This window comes from Pseudomonas sp. OV226, assembly GCF_003148705.1.
Classification (GTDB): Bacteria; Pseudomonadota; Gammaproteobacteria; order Pseudomonadales; family Pseudomonadaceae; genus Aquipseudomonas.
In genome coordinates this window covers 1-14,362 of record NZ_QGGS01000018.1, presented here as the reverse complement: position 1 = coordinate 14,362, position 14,362 = coordinate 1, and the positions used below count along the sequence as shown (strand labels likewise).

Sequence of the window (14,362 nt, the reverse complement as noted above, 5' to 3'; positions counted from 1 at the left end):
CGAGGATGGCCGCCATGACGATCCCCCAGTGGATGTTGCTTGGATTTGCGACCTGGACTTTGCTGCTATTGATGGCAACCGTCGGGGTGTATCGCTGGGTCGCCATCCTGTTCTCAAAAGTTGCGATTGCCTCTTTTCGCAGCGATCAACTCGAAGGCGAGGACTGGTATCGGCGCGGGACAAGAGCACACGCCAACTGCGTGGAAAACCTGCCGGTCTTTGGCGCCATCGTGTTCGTGGTTTCAGCCTTGGGTGTCAGCGGCCCCGCAGTGAACGACTTGTCCATACTCGTGCTGGTGGCTCGGGTGTGCCAGTCTCTGGTTCACGTCTCCCATGTGCAAACCGACCGGTTCGTGGCCGTTCGGTTTACCTTCTTTTGCATTCAGTTGATCTGTTTTCTTGCGCTCATTGGTATAGCTGCTTGCTACGCCGTATGAGTGCTCACGTCGTGGAATGTATCCAGCTCAGGTCAACAGTTCGGTGATCCAGCGAGTCTGTCGGGCGATTTCCTGCACCTTCTCCTCGGGCACAGCCTGCCGCGCCCGGGTGAAGTGGGTCAGCGTGCGCTGCTTCAGGCGCAGCATGCGCTGCCACTTGAGCAGGAACGCCGGGCTGCGTGCCTGCATCTGTAACGGACCGAAGTACAGTTCCTCGGCGGTGTACTTCACCGCCCCTGCCCGCTCGGCGACGATAATTTCGTAGTCGAAGCGGTTTTCCCGCAGCACTTCCTCGTGGAGGATACGGTAGCCATTTTCCATCAGCCATTGGCGCAGTGGCTGCTCGCCGCCGTTGGGTTGCAGGATCAGGCGTTCCTGGCCGCTCAGATGTGATTTGCCGCTGTCGAGGATGTCGCGGATGGTCTCGCCACCCATGCCGCAGAGGCTGATCGCCGTGATCCCGTCACCCGGCTCGATCGCCGCCAGGCCATTGGCCAGGCGCACGGTGATCCGCTGATCCAGGCCGTTTTCGCGCACAGTGCGTTCGGCCGCACGAAACGGCGTCAATGCCACCTCGCCGGCGACCGCCGCTACGATGGCGCCACGGCGCATCAATGCCACCGGCAGGTAGCCGTGATCCGAGCCGATATCGGCCAGGCGCGCACCGACTGGCACCTGCGCCGCGACGCGCTCCAGGCGCTTGGACAATGTCTGTTCGTTCAACTACAGCCCCTTTTCACCGCGAACGTCCGACAACGTTGGCCGGCTTGGGGCGCGATTCTGGCGAGCAACGCCGTACATTTCAAATTTATGCGACCGGGGTCATGGTTCGCCCCGTACCCGCTGTTCGCGTATCAGCGCAAACGCTGGTGATGCCCTTCAGTCAGCCCCTTCCCGCAATGACCGCCTGACCTCAGCCTGTATGGCATAAGCCGGCGCTTCCACTGCATTGAAGTCTTGTGTATACCGCTGGGCAAACCCTTCTACCCCCCATTCCTGATACTGCTGCACGTGCTTTAGTTCGTGAGCCCAGAGTGCGAGGTCCTGTTCTGCGGTTTGAGCGTCGCGGAACAGGATGATGTCGATCAGCGTCACGGCACCGACATCGGGGTTTTGCAGCATGGCAGTGGCTGCGTTCATTTGGCTGTTATCGCTGACTTTGTAGCGCGCGGTATCAAGGACACTGGGGTCGTACCAGCGCAGCAGTTGCTCCCGGATGCGCGGTGGAATCGGTTGGGTGCCGGCGATATCTGCTTCAGCGCGGGCTTGGGTCAGCCACAACGCCAGGGCAGGTGCCGCCATCTGGTAAATGCCATCAGCGATCAGTCCCAGGTCTGGCAAGCAAACGCAGCTGTCCAGGCACACGGGTTTCTCGCCGGCTGGACAGCCGTTGGTCTGGGCTGGGACTTCAAGTGTCAGGCAAAGCGCTAACAGCGCCACCAGGCGCGTGGTGATGGGCGGCATTGGGCGCTCCATGGACGGACGCAAGTGGGTCGTTTGATCGACGACCCACACAGCGTTAGCGTAGTCCTGAACCAGGTGCCCTATGCCCGAGATGCTTTTTTCAGGGTGGGCAGCACGGCACCACCCGCCGCCGCCAAGTTTGAAAATATTCGATCTGCCTGATTTATCACGGATTTTTCCTCGCCTGCCCATCGTCGCTTGGGACTCTTCAAAATGATGCCGTAACAATGGCATCCCTCGCTAATCGTTAGCGTAGACACCTGCTTGCCCAGAAATTCCCCCGTGGAAATTGATATAGATAGCTGGCTATTTGTTATCAATTCTCTGAAGTATTGATTTGAACTTTCAGATTCTTTCGCCGCTCAGCCTGTGCCTAACATCGGCTCCACAGCGAACCAGCCTTGGCATTGTTCAACAGCTTGGTGCGTCGACGTGCTTTTGCAGTAGGCCCTGGATTTTTGAGGATCACCGATGAAGCTGGAAATTTTTCGCACGCTGTGGGGTTACACCGCCAGCAAGGCTCAGGCGCTTGAAGAGCTGCTGCAAGCAGGCTTTGATGGCATGGAAGCGCGACTGCCACTGGACGCCCGTGAGCGGGCTGAGTTTGGCGCCTTTCTAAAGGCCAATCGCCTGGGCTATATCAGCACCGTCTTCACCGCCTACGACGTGCTGCCGGATCAGTCGGCAACGCCCGCCGTACACCTCAATGACCTCGAACAAAAACTCGCCTGGGCTGGCGAACTCGGCCCACGCTTCGTCAACGTACTGGCGGGCAACGATCGCTGGTCCTTGCCACAACAAGTGGAGTTTTTTGGACAGGCGCTGGATCTGGCGCGCAAGCACGGCCAGGTCTGCAGTTTCGAAACTCATCGCTCGCGTTCGCTGTTCAACCCTTGGGTGACCCTGGAGTTGATCCGGCAACTGCCTGATCTCTTGTTCACCAGTGACATCAGCCATTGGGTCGTGACCTGCGAGCGTCTGTTGAATGACCCGGCCGATGACCTGAGCCCTTTCATCGAGCGCGTTCACCATATCCAGGCCCGGGTCGGTTACGACCAAGGCCCGCAGGTTCCGCACCCGGCGGCTCCCGAATATGCAAAAGAACTGGCCTTCCATCAGCAGCACTGGGAAAGCATCTGGCGCTCGCAACAGGCCCGCGGTTATCAGGTCAGCACCCTGACCCCGGAATTCGGCGCCGATGGCTACCTGCATCATTTGCCCTTCACCAATGTCCCGGTCGCCGACCTGTGGTCATTGAACGTGTGGATGGGCCAGACCGAGCGCGAACACTTCGAGCGTTTCCACCACTCAAACCATCCTTAGGGAGCCGATGCGTCATGCCTGACAATAAAAATAACAGCGCCAGTACTGACACACTCAAAGCCAACTTCAACAGCATCCCGGTGGTCAGCATCGCCGGTCTGTTCAGTGTTGAACTGGAACACCGCCTGGCCGTGGCCGAACAATTGGGGCGCGCTGCCAGCGAGGTCGGGTTCCTCTATATCACCGACCACGGTATCGACCCGCAACTGATCGCCAATCTGCGCAAGGCTGCCAAGGACTTTTTCGCCCAGCCCATCGACACCAAGATGCGGCACTACATCGGCACCTCGCAAACCCACAAAGGTTTTGTGCCCGAAGGCGAAGAGGTCTATTCCAAAGGCAAGCCGGACCACAAGGAAGCCTTCGACGTCGGCTTCGAAGTCCCCGCCGATGACCCGCTGGTGCTGGCCAACACCCCATTGCTTGGACCGAACGACTGGCCGCAGTTGCCCGGTTTCAAGGCGTCGGTGCAGGCCTACTACGAAGCGATCTTCGCCTTGGGCCGGCGCCTGTTCGGTGGCTTCGCCCTGACCCTGGGCCTGGAAGAAAACTATTTCGACAGCCTGGTCACCCGTCCGCCGTCCAAGCTGCGCCTGATCCACTACCCCTTCGACGGTGCGGCCCATGATGCACCGGGTCTTGGCGCTCATACTGATTACGAGTGCTTCACCATTCTCCTGGCCGACAAACCAGGCCTTGAGGTGATGAACAATCTTGGCCAATGGATCGATGCACCACCGATGGCCGATGCCTTTGTGGTCAACATCGGCGACATGTTGGAGGTGATGACAGCAGGCGCCTTCGTTGCAACCGCGCACCGGGTGCGCAGCGTGAGGGAGGAGCGCTATTCCTTCCCCCTGTTCTATGCCTGCGACTACCACACCCAGATCAAACCGCTGCCCGGGTTCGCCCAGGCTGGTAACGACTACGAGGAAATCACGATCGGCGAACACATGTATGGCCAGGCGCTGCAGACGTATCAATATCTGCGCCAGAGGGTGGCCAATGGGGAAGTTCAACTGCCAGGTAAGGCACGCAAGCCCGCCAGTTTTGGACATTTGAAAAATCAGGTTCAACCGTCCTGATTGAAGTTTTCAGCTAACCCCTTACCTACGCCGGAGCAGTAATAATGAAAAAAAATAACAAAGCCCTGTTGAGCATGGCCGTATTGGCAGCCGGTATGTTCGGTGCCTCGGTGAGCATGGCCGCGACTGACACGTTCAAGGTCGGCATGGAAATCACCTACCCTCCTTTCGAGTCCTACGACAAGGACAAAAACGTGGTGGGTTCCGACCCCGAACTGGCTACAGCCCTGGCCAAACACATGAACGCCAAGGTGGAATTCGTCGACACCAAGTTCCCGAGCCTGATCCTGGGCCTGAACTCCGCAAAATACGACGCGGTCATTTCCGGCATGTACATCACACCGGAGCGCCAGACTCAGGCCCAGACCATCGCCTATGCCAACACCGGGGCCTCGGTCATGGTGCCCCAGGGCAGCGAGATCAATGCAAAGAAACCTGAAGACCTGTGCGGCTTGAAACTGGGTCTGGAACAAGGCACTACCTGGGTCAAGGAATTCAGGAAGCTGTCCGATGAGTACTGCGTGCCGAACAACAAAGGCGCTATCACCGTCAGCGAGTACCCTTCGGCCCCCGAAGTGACCCAGGCCCTGTTGTCCAAGAATATTCAGGCTCAGGTTGAAATCGCCGGCGCCGCAAAATTGATCGCGGAAAAGACCAATGGCCGCGTGGTGATCACCACCGACCACCCGATCTATCAGCAAACCCTGGGTATCTTCGTCAAGAAAGGTAATGACGAAACGTTCCAGGCCGTGCAAAAGGCCTTTGAGGAGACCAAAAAGAGCGGTGAATATGCCGCTATTCTTAAGAAATATGCCTTGGAAGAACCGACTGCCCACTAAGAACGCGTCCCTGTAGTCTGGTCATCTGCCGCCCCTGCATGGAGGCGGCAGATCGAGGTGCCCTATGCAATTTGATTGGTCGTATTTTTTCTCGCTGTTCTCCCTGCCAGACTTCTGGAATGCCTGTATCACGGTCGTCCAGCTCAGTGCCCTGGCCTGGTTCATTGGCATGCTGCTGGGCTTTCTCCTGGCCACGGCCAAGCTCTCCCAATCGCCCTTCCTGCGTATTCCCGCAGCGGTCTATATCTGGTTCTTCCGCAGCATCCCGTTGCTGGTGCTGGTGGTCTTCGTCTACAACTTGCCGCAATTATTTCCCGGCAGCGGCCCGATTCTGTCCAACCCCTTCTACTCCGGACTGTTGGCCCTGGTGGTCACCGAAGCGGCGTACATGGCGGAAATCCATCGTGGTGGTCTGATTTCCGTGGCCAAGGGCCAGAGGGAAGCCGGGCGCGCACTGGGTGTCGGCCTGTTCGGTATGCAGCGCTTGATCGTGATCCCCCAGGCATTTCGTATTTCGCTGCCCACCTTGATCAATGAATACATCACGGTGGTCAAGCTGACGTCGCTGGTCTCGGTCATCTCCCTGACCGAAATTCTCACGGTCGGCCAACGCCTCTATGCCACTAACTTCCTGGTCATGGAAACCCTGGCGGCGGTAGGCGTCTACTACGTGCTGATCGTCACCGTGTTCGGCTTTTTCCTGCAGCGCCTGGAGCGCTACCTGGACCTGAACTTCCGCAAGCCGCACACGCTCGACGCGGCCACCATCGCCAAGTTCAAGGCCAGCGCCGAAGCGCTACCGGACATTGCGCGCAAAGCCGCCGGCAACAACGCCACCCCAATCCTGCAACTCAAGAACATCCAGAAGAGCTACGGCACGCACAAAGTGCTGCTGGGCATCGACCTGAATGTCGAATACGGCCAGGTGGTCTCGATCATTGGCCCATCGGGTTCCGGCAAGACGTCGCTGATCCGCACGGTCAACGGCCTGGAAACCATCGATACGGGCGACATTCAGTTGTTCGGCGAAACATTCATCGAAGCGTCGGACAAACCCAACAGTTCTCGTCTGCGCAAAGGCGTGCGGCAAATCGGCATGGTGTTCCAGAACTTCAACCTGTTCCCGCACCGCACCATTCTCGATAACGTCACACTGGCGCCGCGTTACCACGGCCAACCGGGCGAGCTGAGTGAACATCGCGCTTATGCGCTGCTGGACAAAGTCGGCCTGCTGGCCCACGCCCACAAGTACCCGCACCAGCTCTCCGGCGGCCAGCAACAGCGCGTGGCGATCGCCCGGGCCCTGGCGATGGAGCCGCAGATCATGCTGTTCGACGAGCCGACCTCGGCCCTCGATCCGGAACTGGTCAACGACGTGCTGAACGTGATCCGCGACCTGGCCAAGGAAGGCATGACCATGCTGATCGTGACCCACGAAATGGACTTTGCGATGTCGATCTCCGACCGGGTCGTGTTCATGGAGAACGGCAATATCCAACTGGATGCCGCACCTGAAACCATACGACGCGATGCCGAAGGAGAGAGAGTGCGACGCTTCATGGGCATCGATGCCCAATCGCCAAACCTGTCTGCAACCGTGGATCATGCATGAATAGGCCCCCCCTTTCTTTGAGCTACCTTCTTGCAGGACAACACGCATGAATCTTGGAATAGCAGGACGCTGGGCGCTGGTATGCGCCGCCAGCAAAGGCCTGGGTAAAGCCTGCGCGCAGGCACTCGTCAGCGAAGGTGTGAACGTGGTGATCACCGCACGAGGCGAAGACACGCTGAATGAAACAGCCCGTCAGCTCAGAGCGATCAATCCTCAAGTGACCGTCATCGCCGTAGCCGGAGACATTTCAACGCCTGAGGGTCGGGCGGCCGCCCTCGGGGCCCACGAACATTTCGATATTTTGATCAATAACGCGGGAGGCCCTCCTCCCGGGGATTTCCGCGAATGGAATCGCGACGCCTGGGTCAAGGCGCTGGATACCAACATGCTCACCCCAATCGAGTTGATCAAGGCCACGGTAGACGGTATGGCCGCTCGCGGATTTGGCCGAATCATCAACATTACGTCGAGTGCGGTGAAGTCACCTATCGAAAGCCTGGGTTTGTCCAATGGCGCACGCAGCGGGCTGACGGGATTTGTCGCCGGGCTTGCCCGACAGGACAACATCGCCAGCCGCAATGTGACGATCAACAACCTGCAACCGGGCTCATTCGACACCGATCGACTGCGTGGCAACCTGGTCGCTGTCGCCCAGGAGTCGGGACAAGACAGTGAGGTATTCCTTGACGAATGCCGCAGCGAAATTCCGGCGAAACGCTTCGGCTCACCCGAGGAATTCGGTGCACTTTGCGCCTTCGTTTGCAGCAGCCATGCCGGATACCTCACCGGGCAGAATCTGTTGATTGACGGCGGGGCCATTCGCTCCAGCCAGTAATCACGACAGGCACAATCGGGGCGGTGGCATCAGAGCTTTCGCCATTGCCCCCGCCTCCTCGACTTTCCAGCGCCATCCCTGGCCACAATCCTGCTCATTCTTGAAACAGCTACTAAGCTGTAACGCGCACGCGACTATTGGGTAGGCCGAGAATTGAGGGTTTCGATGATTGCAAGAAATAAAGCTGTACTGGGATTGGCGGTGTTTTTGCCGGCCATGCTTGCTCAGGCAGATGACGGCGGTATCAGCTTTTGGTTACCTGGCCAGTTCGGCGCGCTGGCCGCGGCACCCACCAAACCGGGTTGGAGTCTGCCGCTGATCTACTATCACGTCAGTGCCAGTGACGATAAAAACAATGCGATACCACGAGGCGGACGGACCACCTTCGGTCTGGATGCCAAGGCAGATCTGCTGTTCGCCAGCCCCACGTATACCTTTGCCGAACCGTTACTCGGGGCCCAGGCTGCGATTTCGGTGGTGGCCGCGGTTGGCCGCGACGAGGCCAGTGTCGACGTTACGCAAGTCGGGCCGCGCGGGCGCGGCTTTTCCGGTGGAACCCAAGACACCCTCAAGGGGGGGAGCGACGTGTATGTGCTGGGCACGATGAAATGGAACCATGGCGTTCACAATTTCATGGCCTATAGCATGGGCAACATTCCCGTGGGTGCTTATGACCCCAATCGCCTGGTCAATATTGGCCTGGGACACTCGGCGCTGGATGCCGGTGGTGGCTACACCTACTTCGACAAAAAGAACGAGTTTTCCGCCGTGGCGGGCATGACCTACAACTGGGAAAACACCGACACAAACTATCAAAACGGCATCGACGCGCACCTGGACCTGAGTGCCTCGCACTTCATCACCGATCAGACCCAACTGGGCCTTGTCGGCTACGTTTACCATCAAGTCACGGGGGACAGCGGCAGCGGCGCGACACTGGGCGACTTCAAATCCCAGGTCAGTGCCATAGGTCCTCAGGCGGGACACTTCTTCAAAGTCGGTAAAGATCTCTGGTACGCCAACCTCAAGGGTTACTACGAGTTTGACGCGAAGAATCGCCCAGAGGGCTGGAATACCTGGCTGACCCTGGTAGTTCCGCTGTCGGAATAGCCGGTGAAACCGTCGTTAAGGGCAAAGGATTGTTGGCGCAGCAGCACACTGCCTGATCGGGGCCGGCTTCGGCCTAGAGCATTTTCTCAATGCCGATCTTGTCACTGAGCCACGCTTTGAAACTGCGCCACGCGCCGCCAGGCTCCTTATACAAGGTATGCAGGCGGCCGTTGTCCTCAGTGACCCAGACGACTTCGCCGTTTTCCAGACGAGCCTGGTAACTCACGGCTGGCGACATGCCTTCAAACGCGAGTTCGCGTACGTAGCCGGCCAATTCAGGGCTGTCGACCAGCACCCCGACTTCTGTGTTCCAAAGCACAGAACGCGGGTCGAAATTGAAGGACCCGACAAACACCTTCTGTTTGTCCAGGATCATGGCCTTGGTGTGCAAGCTGGAGTCCGAGCCACCACTGAAGCCAAACGAAGAACCGCGACCGGGGTCATCCGCCTGTCGTCGCAACTCATAGAGCTTCACGCCGTGTTCGAGCAGGGTTTTGCGGTAAGGCGCATAGCCGCCGTGCACGGCTGGCACATCAGTGGCTTCCAGTGAGTTGGTCAACAGGCGTACATCAGCCCCGGCCTCGGCACGACCCAGGAGGTAGCGCATGCCCGACTCCTGGGGAACGAAATAGGCCGAGATCAAGATCAGCTCCTTGTCGATGCTATCCAGATCAGGTCGAAGTTGCGTGGCCATCATTAGCGCGCGGGCCGGTTCGTCATCGGCCAGCACCTTGCTCGGGGCGTCCCACATCGCTTTGCCATGGGCCCAGATCAGCTCCTTGCGCCAATGATCGAGTTGCGGGTGCGTCCGGTAGGTCATGAGGTGCTCGTACAGGGCCTTGTTTTCGATCCGTGTGCTGTCGAGCGATTGTTCCAGGCGTTGACGGCTCTCGAGCAAGTCTTCGGGCGTTGGCTTGTTGAGCTGGAAGTCACTGATGGGATGGCTCAGGGCGCTATTCCAGTATTGATCGAAGCTGTGCCCCAACTGCTGGGCGACCGGGCCGATGCATAGCAGGTCCATGTCGGTGAAGTTGAGATCGGGCTTGGCGTCGAAATATTCATCTCCCAGGTTGCGTCCGCCAACGATGCCGGCGCTGTTGTCAGCCAGCCACAGTTTGTTGTGCATGCGCCGGTGCTGCTGCGAAAGATTGAGCAGACGGCCCATGGTTCGGGTCACAAAAGTGCTGCGCCCCAGATGCAAAGGGTTGAAGACACGGATATAGATGTTCGGGTGCACGGCCAGGGTAGCGATGACTTCTTCCTGACCGTCGCTGGCCGTGTCATCGAGCAATAGGCGTATACGCACGCCTCGATCGGCGGCCGCCAGCATTTCACGCACCAGGGCCCGGGTGCTCAGACCGTTATGCACGATGTAATACTGCAGATCGACGCTCTTTTGGGCGTTGCGGATCAACTCGGCGCGGGCCCGGAACGCCTCACTGCTGTTGGGCAGCAAGCGAAAACCCGAAAGTCCCTGATGCGAGGCGGCCTGAGCCAGGATCGAGCGCCCGAAAGCCGAGTCGCTGGCGGGTATCGTCTCGCTGAAGTCGTGGGGCATGTGCGTAGTGGTGCAGCCGGCGAGCAGCAGCGGGAAAAACCTGATGGGGAAGAACCGGAATTTGGACAAGGGCTCGTCCTCAACCTCGATGGCTGTAGTTTTGACCTCGGAAGCCAGCAACACACGGCAATCTGCACAACTGATTCCAGTAAAGCCCGGTTCTAGCGAGGCGTGTCGAAATTTTTGAACGCCCCCCCATTTCAAAAGGCTGGCGTTTGTATGCCCACGTAAAAAAGCAGTGACTCGTGGCGAGGGAGCAAGCGCCCCCACCGCCCGTTAAATGTGAACCCTCAAGTGCGGCCCACGGAGCCTGTGACGGGTAGATTGCCCAGTAATTTTAGCCCCGTACTTTTTACGAAAGCGTCATAGTCCATCGGCCTCTCAATACGGGTTTCGGCGTTGGGGAGTATGTAGGCCCAGGCCCGTTTGGACGATGCGTCGTAAACCAGCTTGAACAGGCGCGTCGGTACCCAGACCTTGTTGTCGCCAATGGTGCTATGGCCTGGGTCAAAGAGCGGGCCGGTAAAGACAAAAACATTGCCATCGGCTCGCTTGGCAAACTTCCTGACATCAGACTCAACCTTGCTCCAGATCTTCCGGTTGTTGGTTGGGTCTTGCGGCACCATGTTCGACAGCGCAAAGGATTGAGCCATTGCATTGGGGTTCGGTGCATCGGCGGCCGGGGATTGATGGCCACGGTCCACAGCCGGGTGTTGGCTACGGTAGTCACTCAACTCTGCCCGTCCACTCTTGGGAATGCGAGGATCTGGATAGAACTGGTTAGTGCGCTCCTCCCCTTTTGCATCCTGAAGCTGGGCTGCATTAAGACGCTCCACCACCACCAGCGGCGTCTTGCTGGTTTGCGAGTACAGCACCGCAAAGTTGTCGGAACACAGGGCCAAGGGGTTCATTGTTGCAGGCACGGAAGCCAGGTTGATTGGTTTGGCTGCCGGGAACAGATCTGCACAGCCATCGAACGATGCCTGTTTTTGTTTGTTTGAATAAAGGTCCAGTGCCGCGTTCTGACTGATCGAACCCGAGCGGGATACTGGGTCCTGATGCTGGGTGGGCGGCTTGAGGAGATCCAGCAGGCTGCGGGCTTCTGCCCCGGTGGAAAGCAAAACAAGGGCCGACAGCCCAACTGCAATTTTGCGTAGGTACATGCGTTAGATCTTCGAATTGGATTGAGGGGTAAACGTACGGCCAGTCCCGATTCACGGAACCCCGTAGTGGCGGTTGCTGATTATGTGGCGATGAGCATGCTTTCACTGTCCTTGGTCAAAATACCGATGCGGAACTGGTCGGCACCGAGCAGTACGACCGCTGACGTTCGTGCGGGGTTTATTGACCACCACAAATCCCATTAGTGCTGAGTAGCGTTGGCATTCTACTCGTCAGAGCACGTCGAAGATGCGATGGGAATCTCGCTCACGCTATATAGCTATTGAACTCGTGCGTACCCGCACCGGCAAAACGGGATGTCCCGCCGGCTTCGGCTGTCCAGAAACATCAGTAGAACCGTCTGTTTTTTCGACTTGGCAAAGGACTGGCGTTTTATATGCCGACGAAAAAGCGGTGATGACCTGTGGCGAGGGAGCTTGACCCCTCGCCAGCGTCTAGCTCAAGACATCGGGTTCTGCATCACTGGGGGCTTAGCGAATACCAGCACCCGCCATGGACTCCGGCACCCACTGCGCCGTCGACAGCGGTTCGATGTAGTGGATACCGCCATGTGGGCCGACCACGCCATTGATGTTGTAGGTGCCAAGCGACAGGTCGTAAGTCATGAACGGGGTGGCATCCGGGACTTGCTCGTCGTAGCTCTGGCTGAGGAAAGCGAAGGAGCCACGGTAGAGCTGGCCACTGGTGTTGTACTGATCGGAGGCCACGGCGGCCCAGGTGTCTTCATCCAGGTAGAAGCGGCGTTTTTGGTAGATGTGCTTTGCACCGGGCTTGAGGTTGCCCTCCACGACGTAGACCCGGTGTTTTTCCCAGCGGACGAAGTCCGGGGAAATGTAATTGGGGGTGGTCAGCGATTTGGCATCCCGGGCATAGGTCAGTTTGTAGGTGTTGTAGGGCACGATCATTTCTTGCTTGCCCACCAGCGTCCAGTCGTACAACTCAAGCGCGCGGGCGGTACCGGGGTTCGGTGTGTCGTAGGCCAGGATCGATATCTGTTTGACCCGGCGCTGGGCCGGCAAGTACTGCCAGGCACGACCAGGACGTTGCAGCGGGTTGGTGGCGTTCTTGAGCATGACCGACTCACCGGCACGTCGCGCGGGTCCGGTATAAGCCAGCTTCAGCTGGTAGTAGATGTCGGAGTTGTTGATCGGCTTCGACATGTTCTCGTAAATCGGGAAGGACACGAATGCCTCGCCGGAGACCGCCAGGCTTGCCACACCTGCCGAGTCGACGCTCCAGGAGTCGTACTTGGAATGGATGTTGACGCCCTGGTAGCGCAGCAGGAAATTCCACATCGCCTCGGCGCCCGATTGCGGGATCGGGAACGGCACACCGGGCAATACGTTTTCAAAGGCAATCCCACCGTTGAGGGATTTGGCGCCGGTGGCGTTCTTGCGGCTGTTTTCCAGCACTGCCTCTGGCAGTGAAGCCGTGCGGTGGGTCGGATACACATCGATGCGAAAGTTTGGATAGCGCTTGGCCAATGCGACCGTGGTAGCCGTCAGCATGCTTTTGTACTGATCAACGTTCTTGCCATCGATCACCAGCAGTGGTGTCTCATCGGCGAAGGGGTTCGGGCGCATGCTGTCACCCGTTTTGAAGCTGGCCGGGGCGGTGGTCAGGCCTCCGTTGTAGGCCGGAATGGAACCGTCGGCATTGCCAGCCTTTTCGGCGCCTACCAACGTCAGGCTGGTGCCCAGTCGGGCGGCATCCTGAGTGGATACATAGGCTTGTGCATCGATGGTCAGCGCCATCATGAGTGGCGTAGCCAGCAGACTTTTCACGAATTTCATATTGTTATTCTCCTGCCTGGCGTACCAGGCATTCGTGACGCAGGCGGTGCAGTCGCATCCATCGGTTCAAGCGGCGGTAAGTTGTACGGCCCTAATCCAGATATCGGCCCTCCATGGCTTGGCAGTTCCTACAAACAGGACTGGAAAAATCATCGCGTTGCACCGGCTAGCAGAGTGCCCGCCTCGTTACATTTGCCGTGTCACCGACCCAATCGGCTCAATCGACTTTTCAGCGCCCATTAAAAAGCCCCCGGCCCGGGAGCGCTTTTCATTTTGCGACAGTCTCTTGGCTATTCATGACAGCGCCTTTTCGAAGTCCTGCAGTCCAATGGCGTGGGACAAACCCAATCAATATCGACTTACGGTTTTTCGTTCCTTTTGACTGATTTGCAGTCGCGTGAATGCCAAAGGCATGTATCCCTCGCAGGCGACTGCGTGAAGTCTCAGCCTCCCACCTGAAACCGCGGCGCAGAGCGCTGGCTGTCATCAGTCGAATCGATGTGCGAATAGTCATAAGTGAACGATTGAGCCCGCTGCCCTTATGGTGACGACTTGGGAGGTGATTCAAATGTGTCGACAATGTAGTTGATTGACCTGCGGATAATCATTATATTCCGGCTCAATCACGAGATAGTGTCGACAATATCCACCGTTGCCGAAAACCTCCGATTGGCGCAGATGCAGATCTGTGCCTTCCCGATTCCGGGACAGAACACCTTTTGCAGGCGCAGTTGATTGGATAGTTTCGGGTGGTCACCCTCGACAACCGAAAAACTGCACCTGCCTTTATTTTTGCGGGCGCACGCTGTTCGCTCACTCAACAACACGCGGTATGACAGGAGAAACCCAGTGCTTGAGACCTACGTACAACAATTACAAGCACGTGCCGAGCAAGGGCTTCCACCCTTGGCGCTCAACGCCGAGCAAACTGCAGGCCTTATCGAGCTGCTGAAGAATCCTCCGGCTGGCGAAGAAGCTTTCCTCGTTGACCTGATCACCCATCGCGTTCCACCTGGCGTGGACGAAGCGGCCTATGTCAAGGCCGGCTTCCTGTCCGCCCTCGCCAAAGGCGAAGCCAAATCCCCCCTGATCGACAAGAAGCGCGCTGTTGAACTGCTCGGCAC

12 protein-coding genes and 1 pseudogene are annotated in these 14,362 nt (G+C 58.1%); 8 read left to right on the top strand and 5 right to left on the bottom strand.

Annotated features, from left to right (window positions below; all coding sequences use genetic code 11):
* The first annotated feature begins 14 nt into the window (after positions 1 to 14).
* Positions 15 to 437, top strand: coding sequence for an MAPEG family protein (locus C7534_RS23215; protein ID WP_109787231.1), 423 nt, complete (start codon positions 15 to 17; stop codon positions 435 to 437).
* Positions 438 to 464: 27 nt separating this feature from the next.
* Here the strand turns inward: C7534_RS23215 and C7534_RS23210 are convergent, their stop codons facing one another.
* Together C7534_RS23210 and C7534_RS23205 are read right to left on the bottom strand one after the other, a co-directional pair.
* Positions 465 to 1,160: a tRNA (adenine(22)-N(1))-methyltransferase gene (locus tag C7534_RS23210; protein ID WP_109787156.1), complete on the bottom strand. Its 696-nt coding sequence runs from the start codon at positions 1,158 to 1,160 to the stop codon at positions 465 to 467.
* 156 nt (positions 1,161 to 1,316) lie between these two features.
* Entirely contained in the window at positions 1,317 to 1,901 is a 585-nt protein-coding gene (locus tag C7534_RS23205; RefSeq protein WP_109787155.1) for an eCIS core domain-containing protein, read from the bottom strand.
* 471 nt (positions 1,902 to 2,372) lie between these two features.
* Between C7534_RS23205 and C7534_RS23200 the strand changes: the two genes are divergently transcribed.
* From C7534_RS23200 to C7534_RS23175, 6 genes are all read left to right on the top strand, one after another.
* Positions 2,373 to 3,224 carry a sugar phosphate isomerase/epimerase family protein gene (locus C7534_RS23200; RefSeq protein WP_077430139.1) on the top strand — a complete coding sequence of 284 codons (852 nt, stop codon included), beginning with the start codon at positions 2,373 to 2,375 and terminating at the stop codon, positions 3,222 to 3,224.
* A 14-nt stretch (positions 3,225 to 3,238) separates the two neighbouring features.
* Positions 3,239 to 4,309: an isopenicillin N synthase family dioxygenase gene (locus C7534_RS23195; protein WP_077430138.1), complete on the top strand. Its 1,071-nt coding sequence runs from the start codon at positions 3,239 to 3,241 to the stop codon at positions 4,307 to 4,309.
* A 44-nt stretch (positions 4,310 to 4,353) separates the two neighbouring features.
* Positions 4,354 to 5,148 carry an ABC transporter substrate-binding protein gene (locus C7534_RS23190; protein ID WP_077430137.1) on the top strand — a complete coding sequence of 265 codons (795 nt, stop codon included), beginning with the start codon at positions 4,354 to 4,356 and terminating at the stop codon, positions 5,146 to 5,148.
* A 64-nt stretch (positions 5,149 to 5,212) separates the two neighbouring features.
* Positions 5,213 to 6,760 carry an amino acid ABC transporter permease/ATP-binding protein gene (locus tag C7534_RS23185; RefSeq protein WP_046027163.1) on the top strand — a complete coding sequence of 516 codons (1,548 nt, stop codon included), beginning with the start codon at positions 5,213 to 5,215 and terminating at the stop codon, positions 6,758 to 6,760.
* 46 nt (positions 6,761 to 6,806) lie between these two features.
* Positions 6,807 to 7,595: an SDR family oxidoreductase gene (locus C7534_RS23180; protein ID WP_077430136.1), complete on the top strand. Its 789-nt coding sequence runs from the start codon at positions 6,807 to 6,809 to the stop codon at positions 7,593 to 7,595.
* Between the two features lie 165 nt (positions 7,596 to 7,760).
* A complete protein-coding gene (locus C7534_RS23175; protein WP_109787154.1) occupies positions 7,761 to 8,705 on the top strand; it encodes a SphA family protein in 945 nt (314 codons plus the stop codon).
* A gap of 73 nt (positions 8,706 to 8,778) precedes the next feature.
* Here the strand turns inward: C7534_RS23175 and C7534_RS23170 are convergent, their stop codons facing one another.
* The 3 genes from C7534_RS23170 to C7534_RS23160 all read right to left on the bottom strand — a co-directional run bounded on the left by C7534_RS23170 (position 8,779) and on the right by C7534_RS23160 (position 13,238).
* Complete coding sequence (locus tag C7534_RS23170; RefSeq protein ID WP_109787230.1) at positions 8,779 to 10,263, bottom strand: phospholipase D family protein; 1,485 nt, start codon at positions 10,261 to 10,263, stop codon at positions 8,779 to 8,781.
* Between the two features lie 290 nt (positions 10,264 to 10,553).
* A complete protein-coding gene (locus tag C7534_RS23165; protein WP_077430135.1) occupies positions 10,554 to 11,426 on the bottom strand; it encodes a DNA/RNA non-specific endonuclease in 873 nt (290 codons plus the stop codon).
* Between the two features lie 489 nt (positions 11,427 to 11,915).
* Positions 11,916 to 13,238, bottom strand: coding sequence for a DUF1329 domain-containing protein (locus C7534_RS23160; RefSeq protein WP_077430134.1), 1,323 nt, complete (start codon positions 13,236 to 13,238; stop codon positions 11,916 to 11,918).
* An 849-nt stretch (positions 13,239 to 14,087) separates the two neighbouring features.
* On the opposite strand from C7534_RS23160, the pseudogene C7534_RS23155 reads away from it, so the two are divergent.
* Positions 14,088 to 14,362 (top strand): annotated as a pseudogene (locus tag C7534_RS23155) (bifunctional aconitate hydratase 2/2-methylisocitrate dehydratase); the annotation flags it as partial.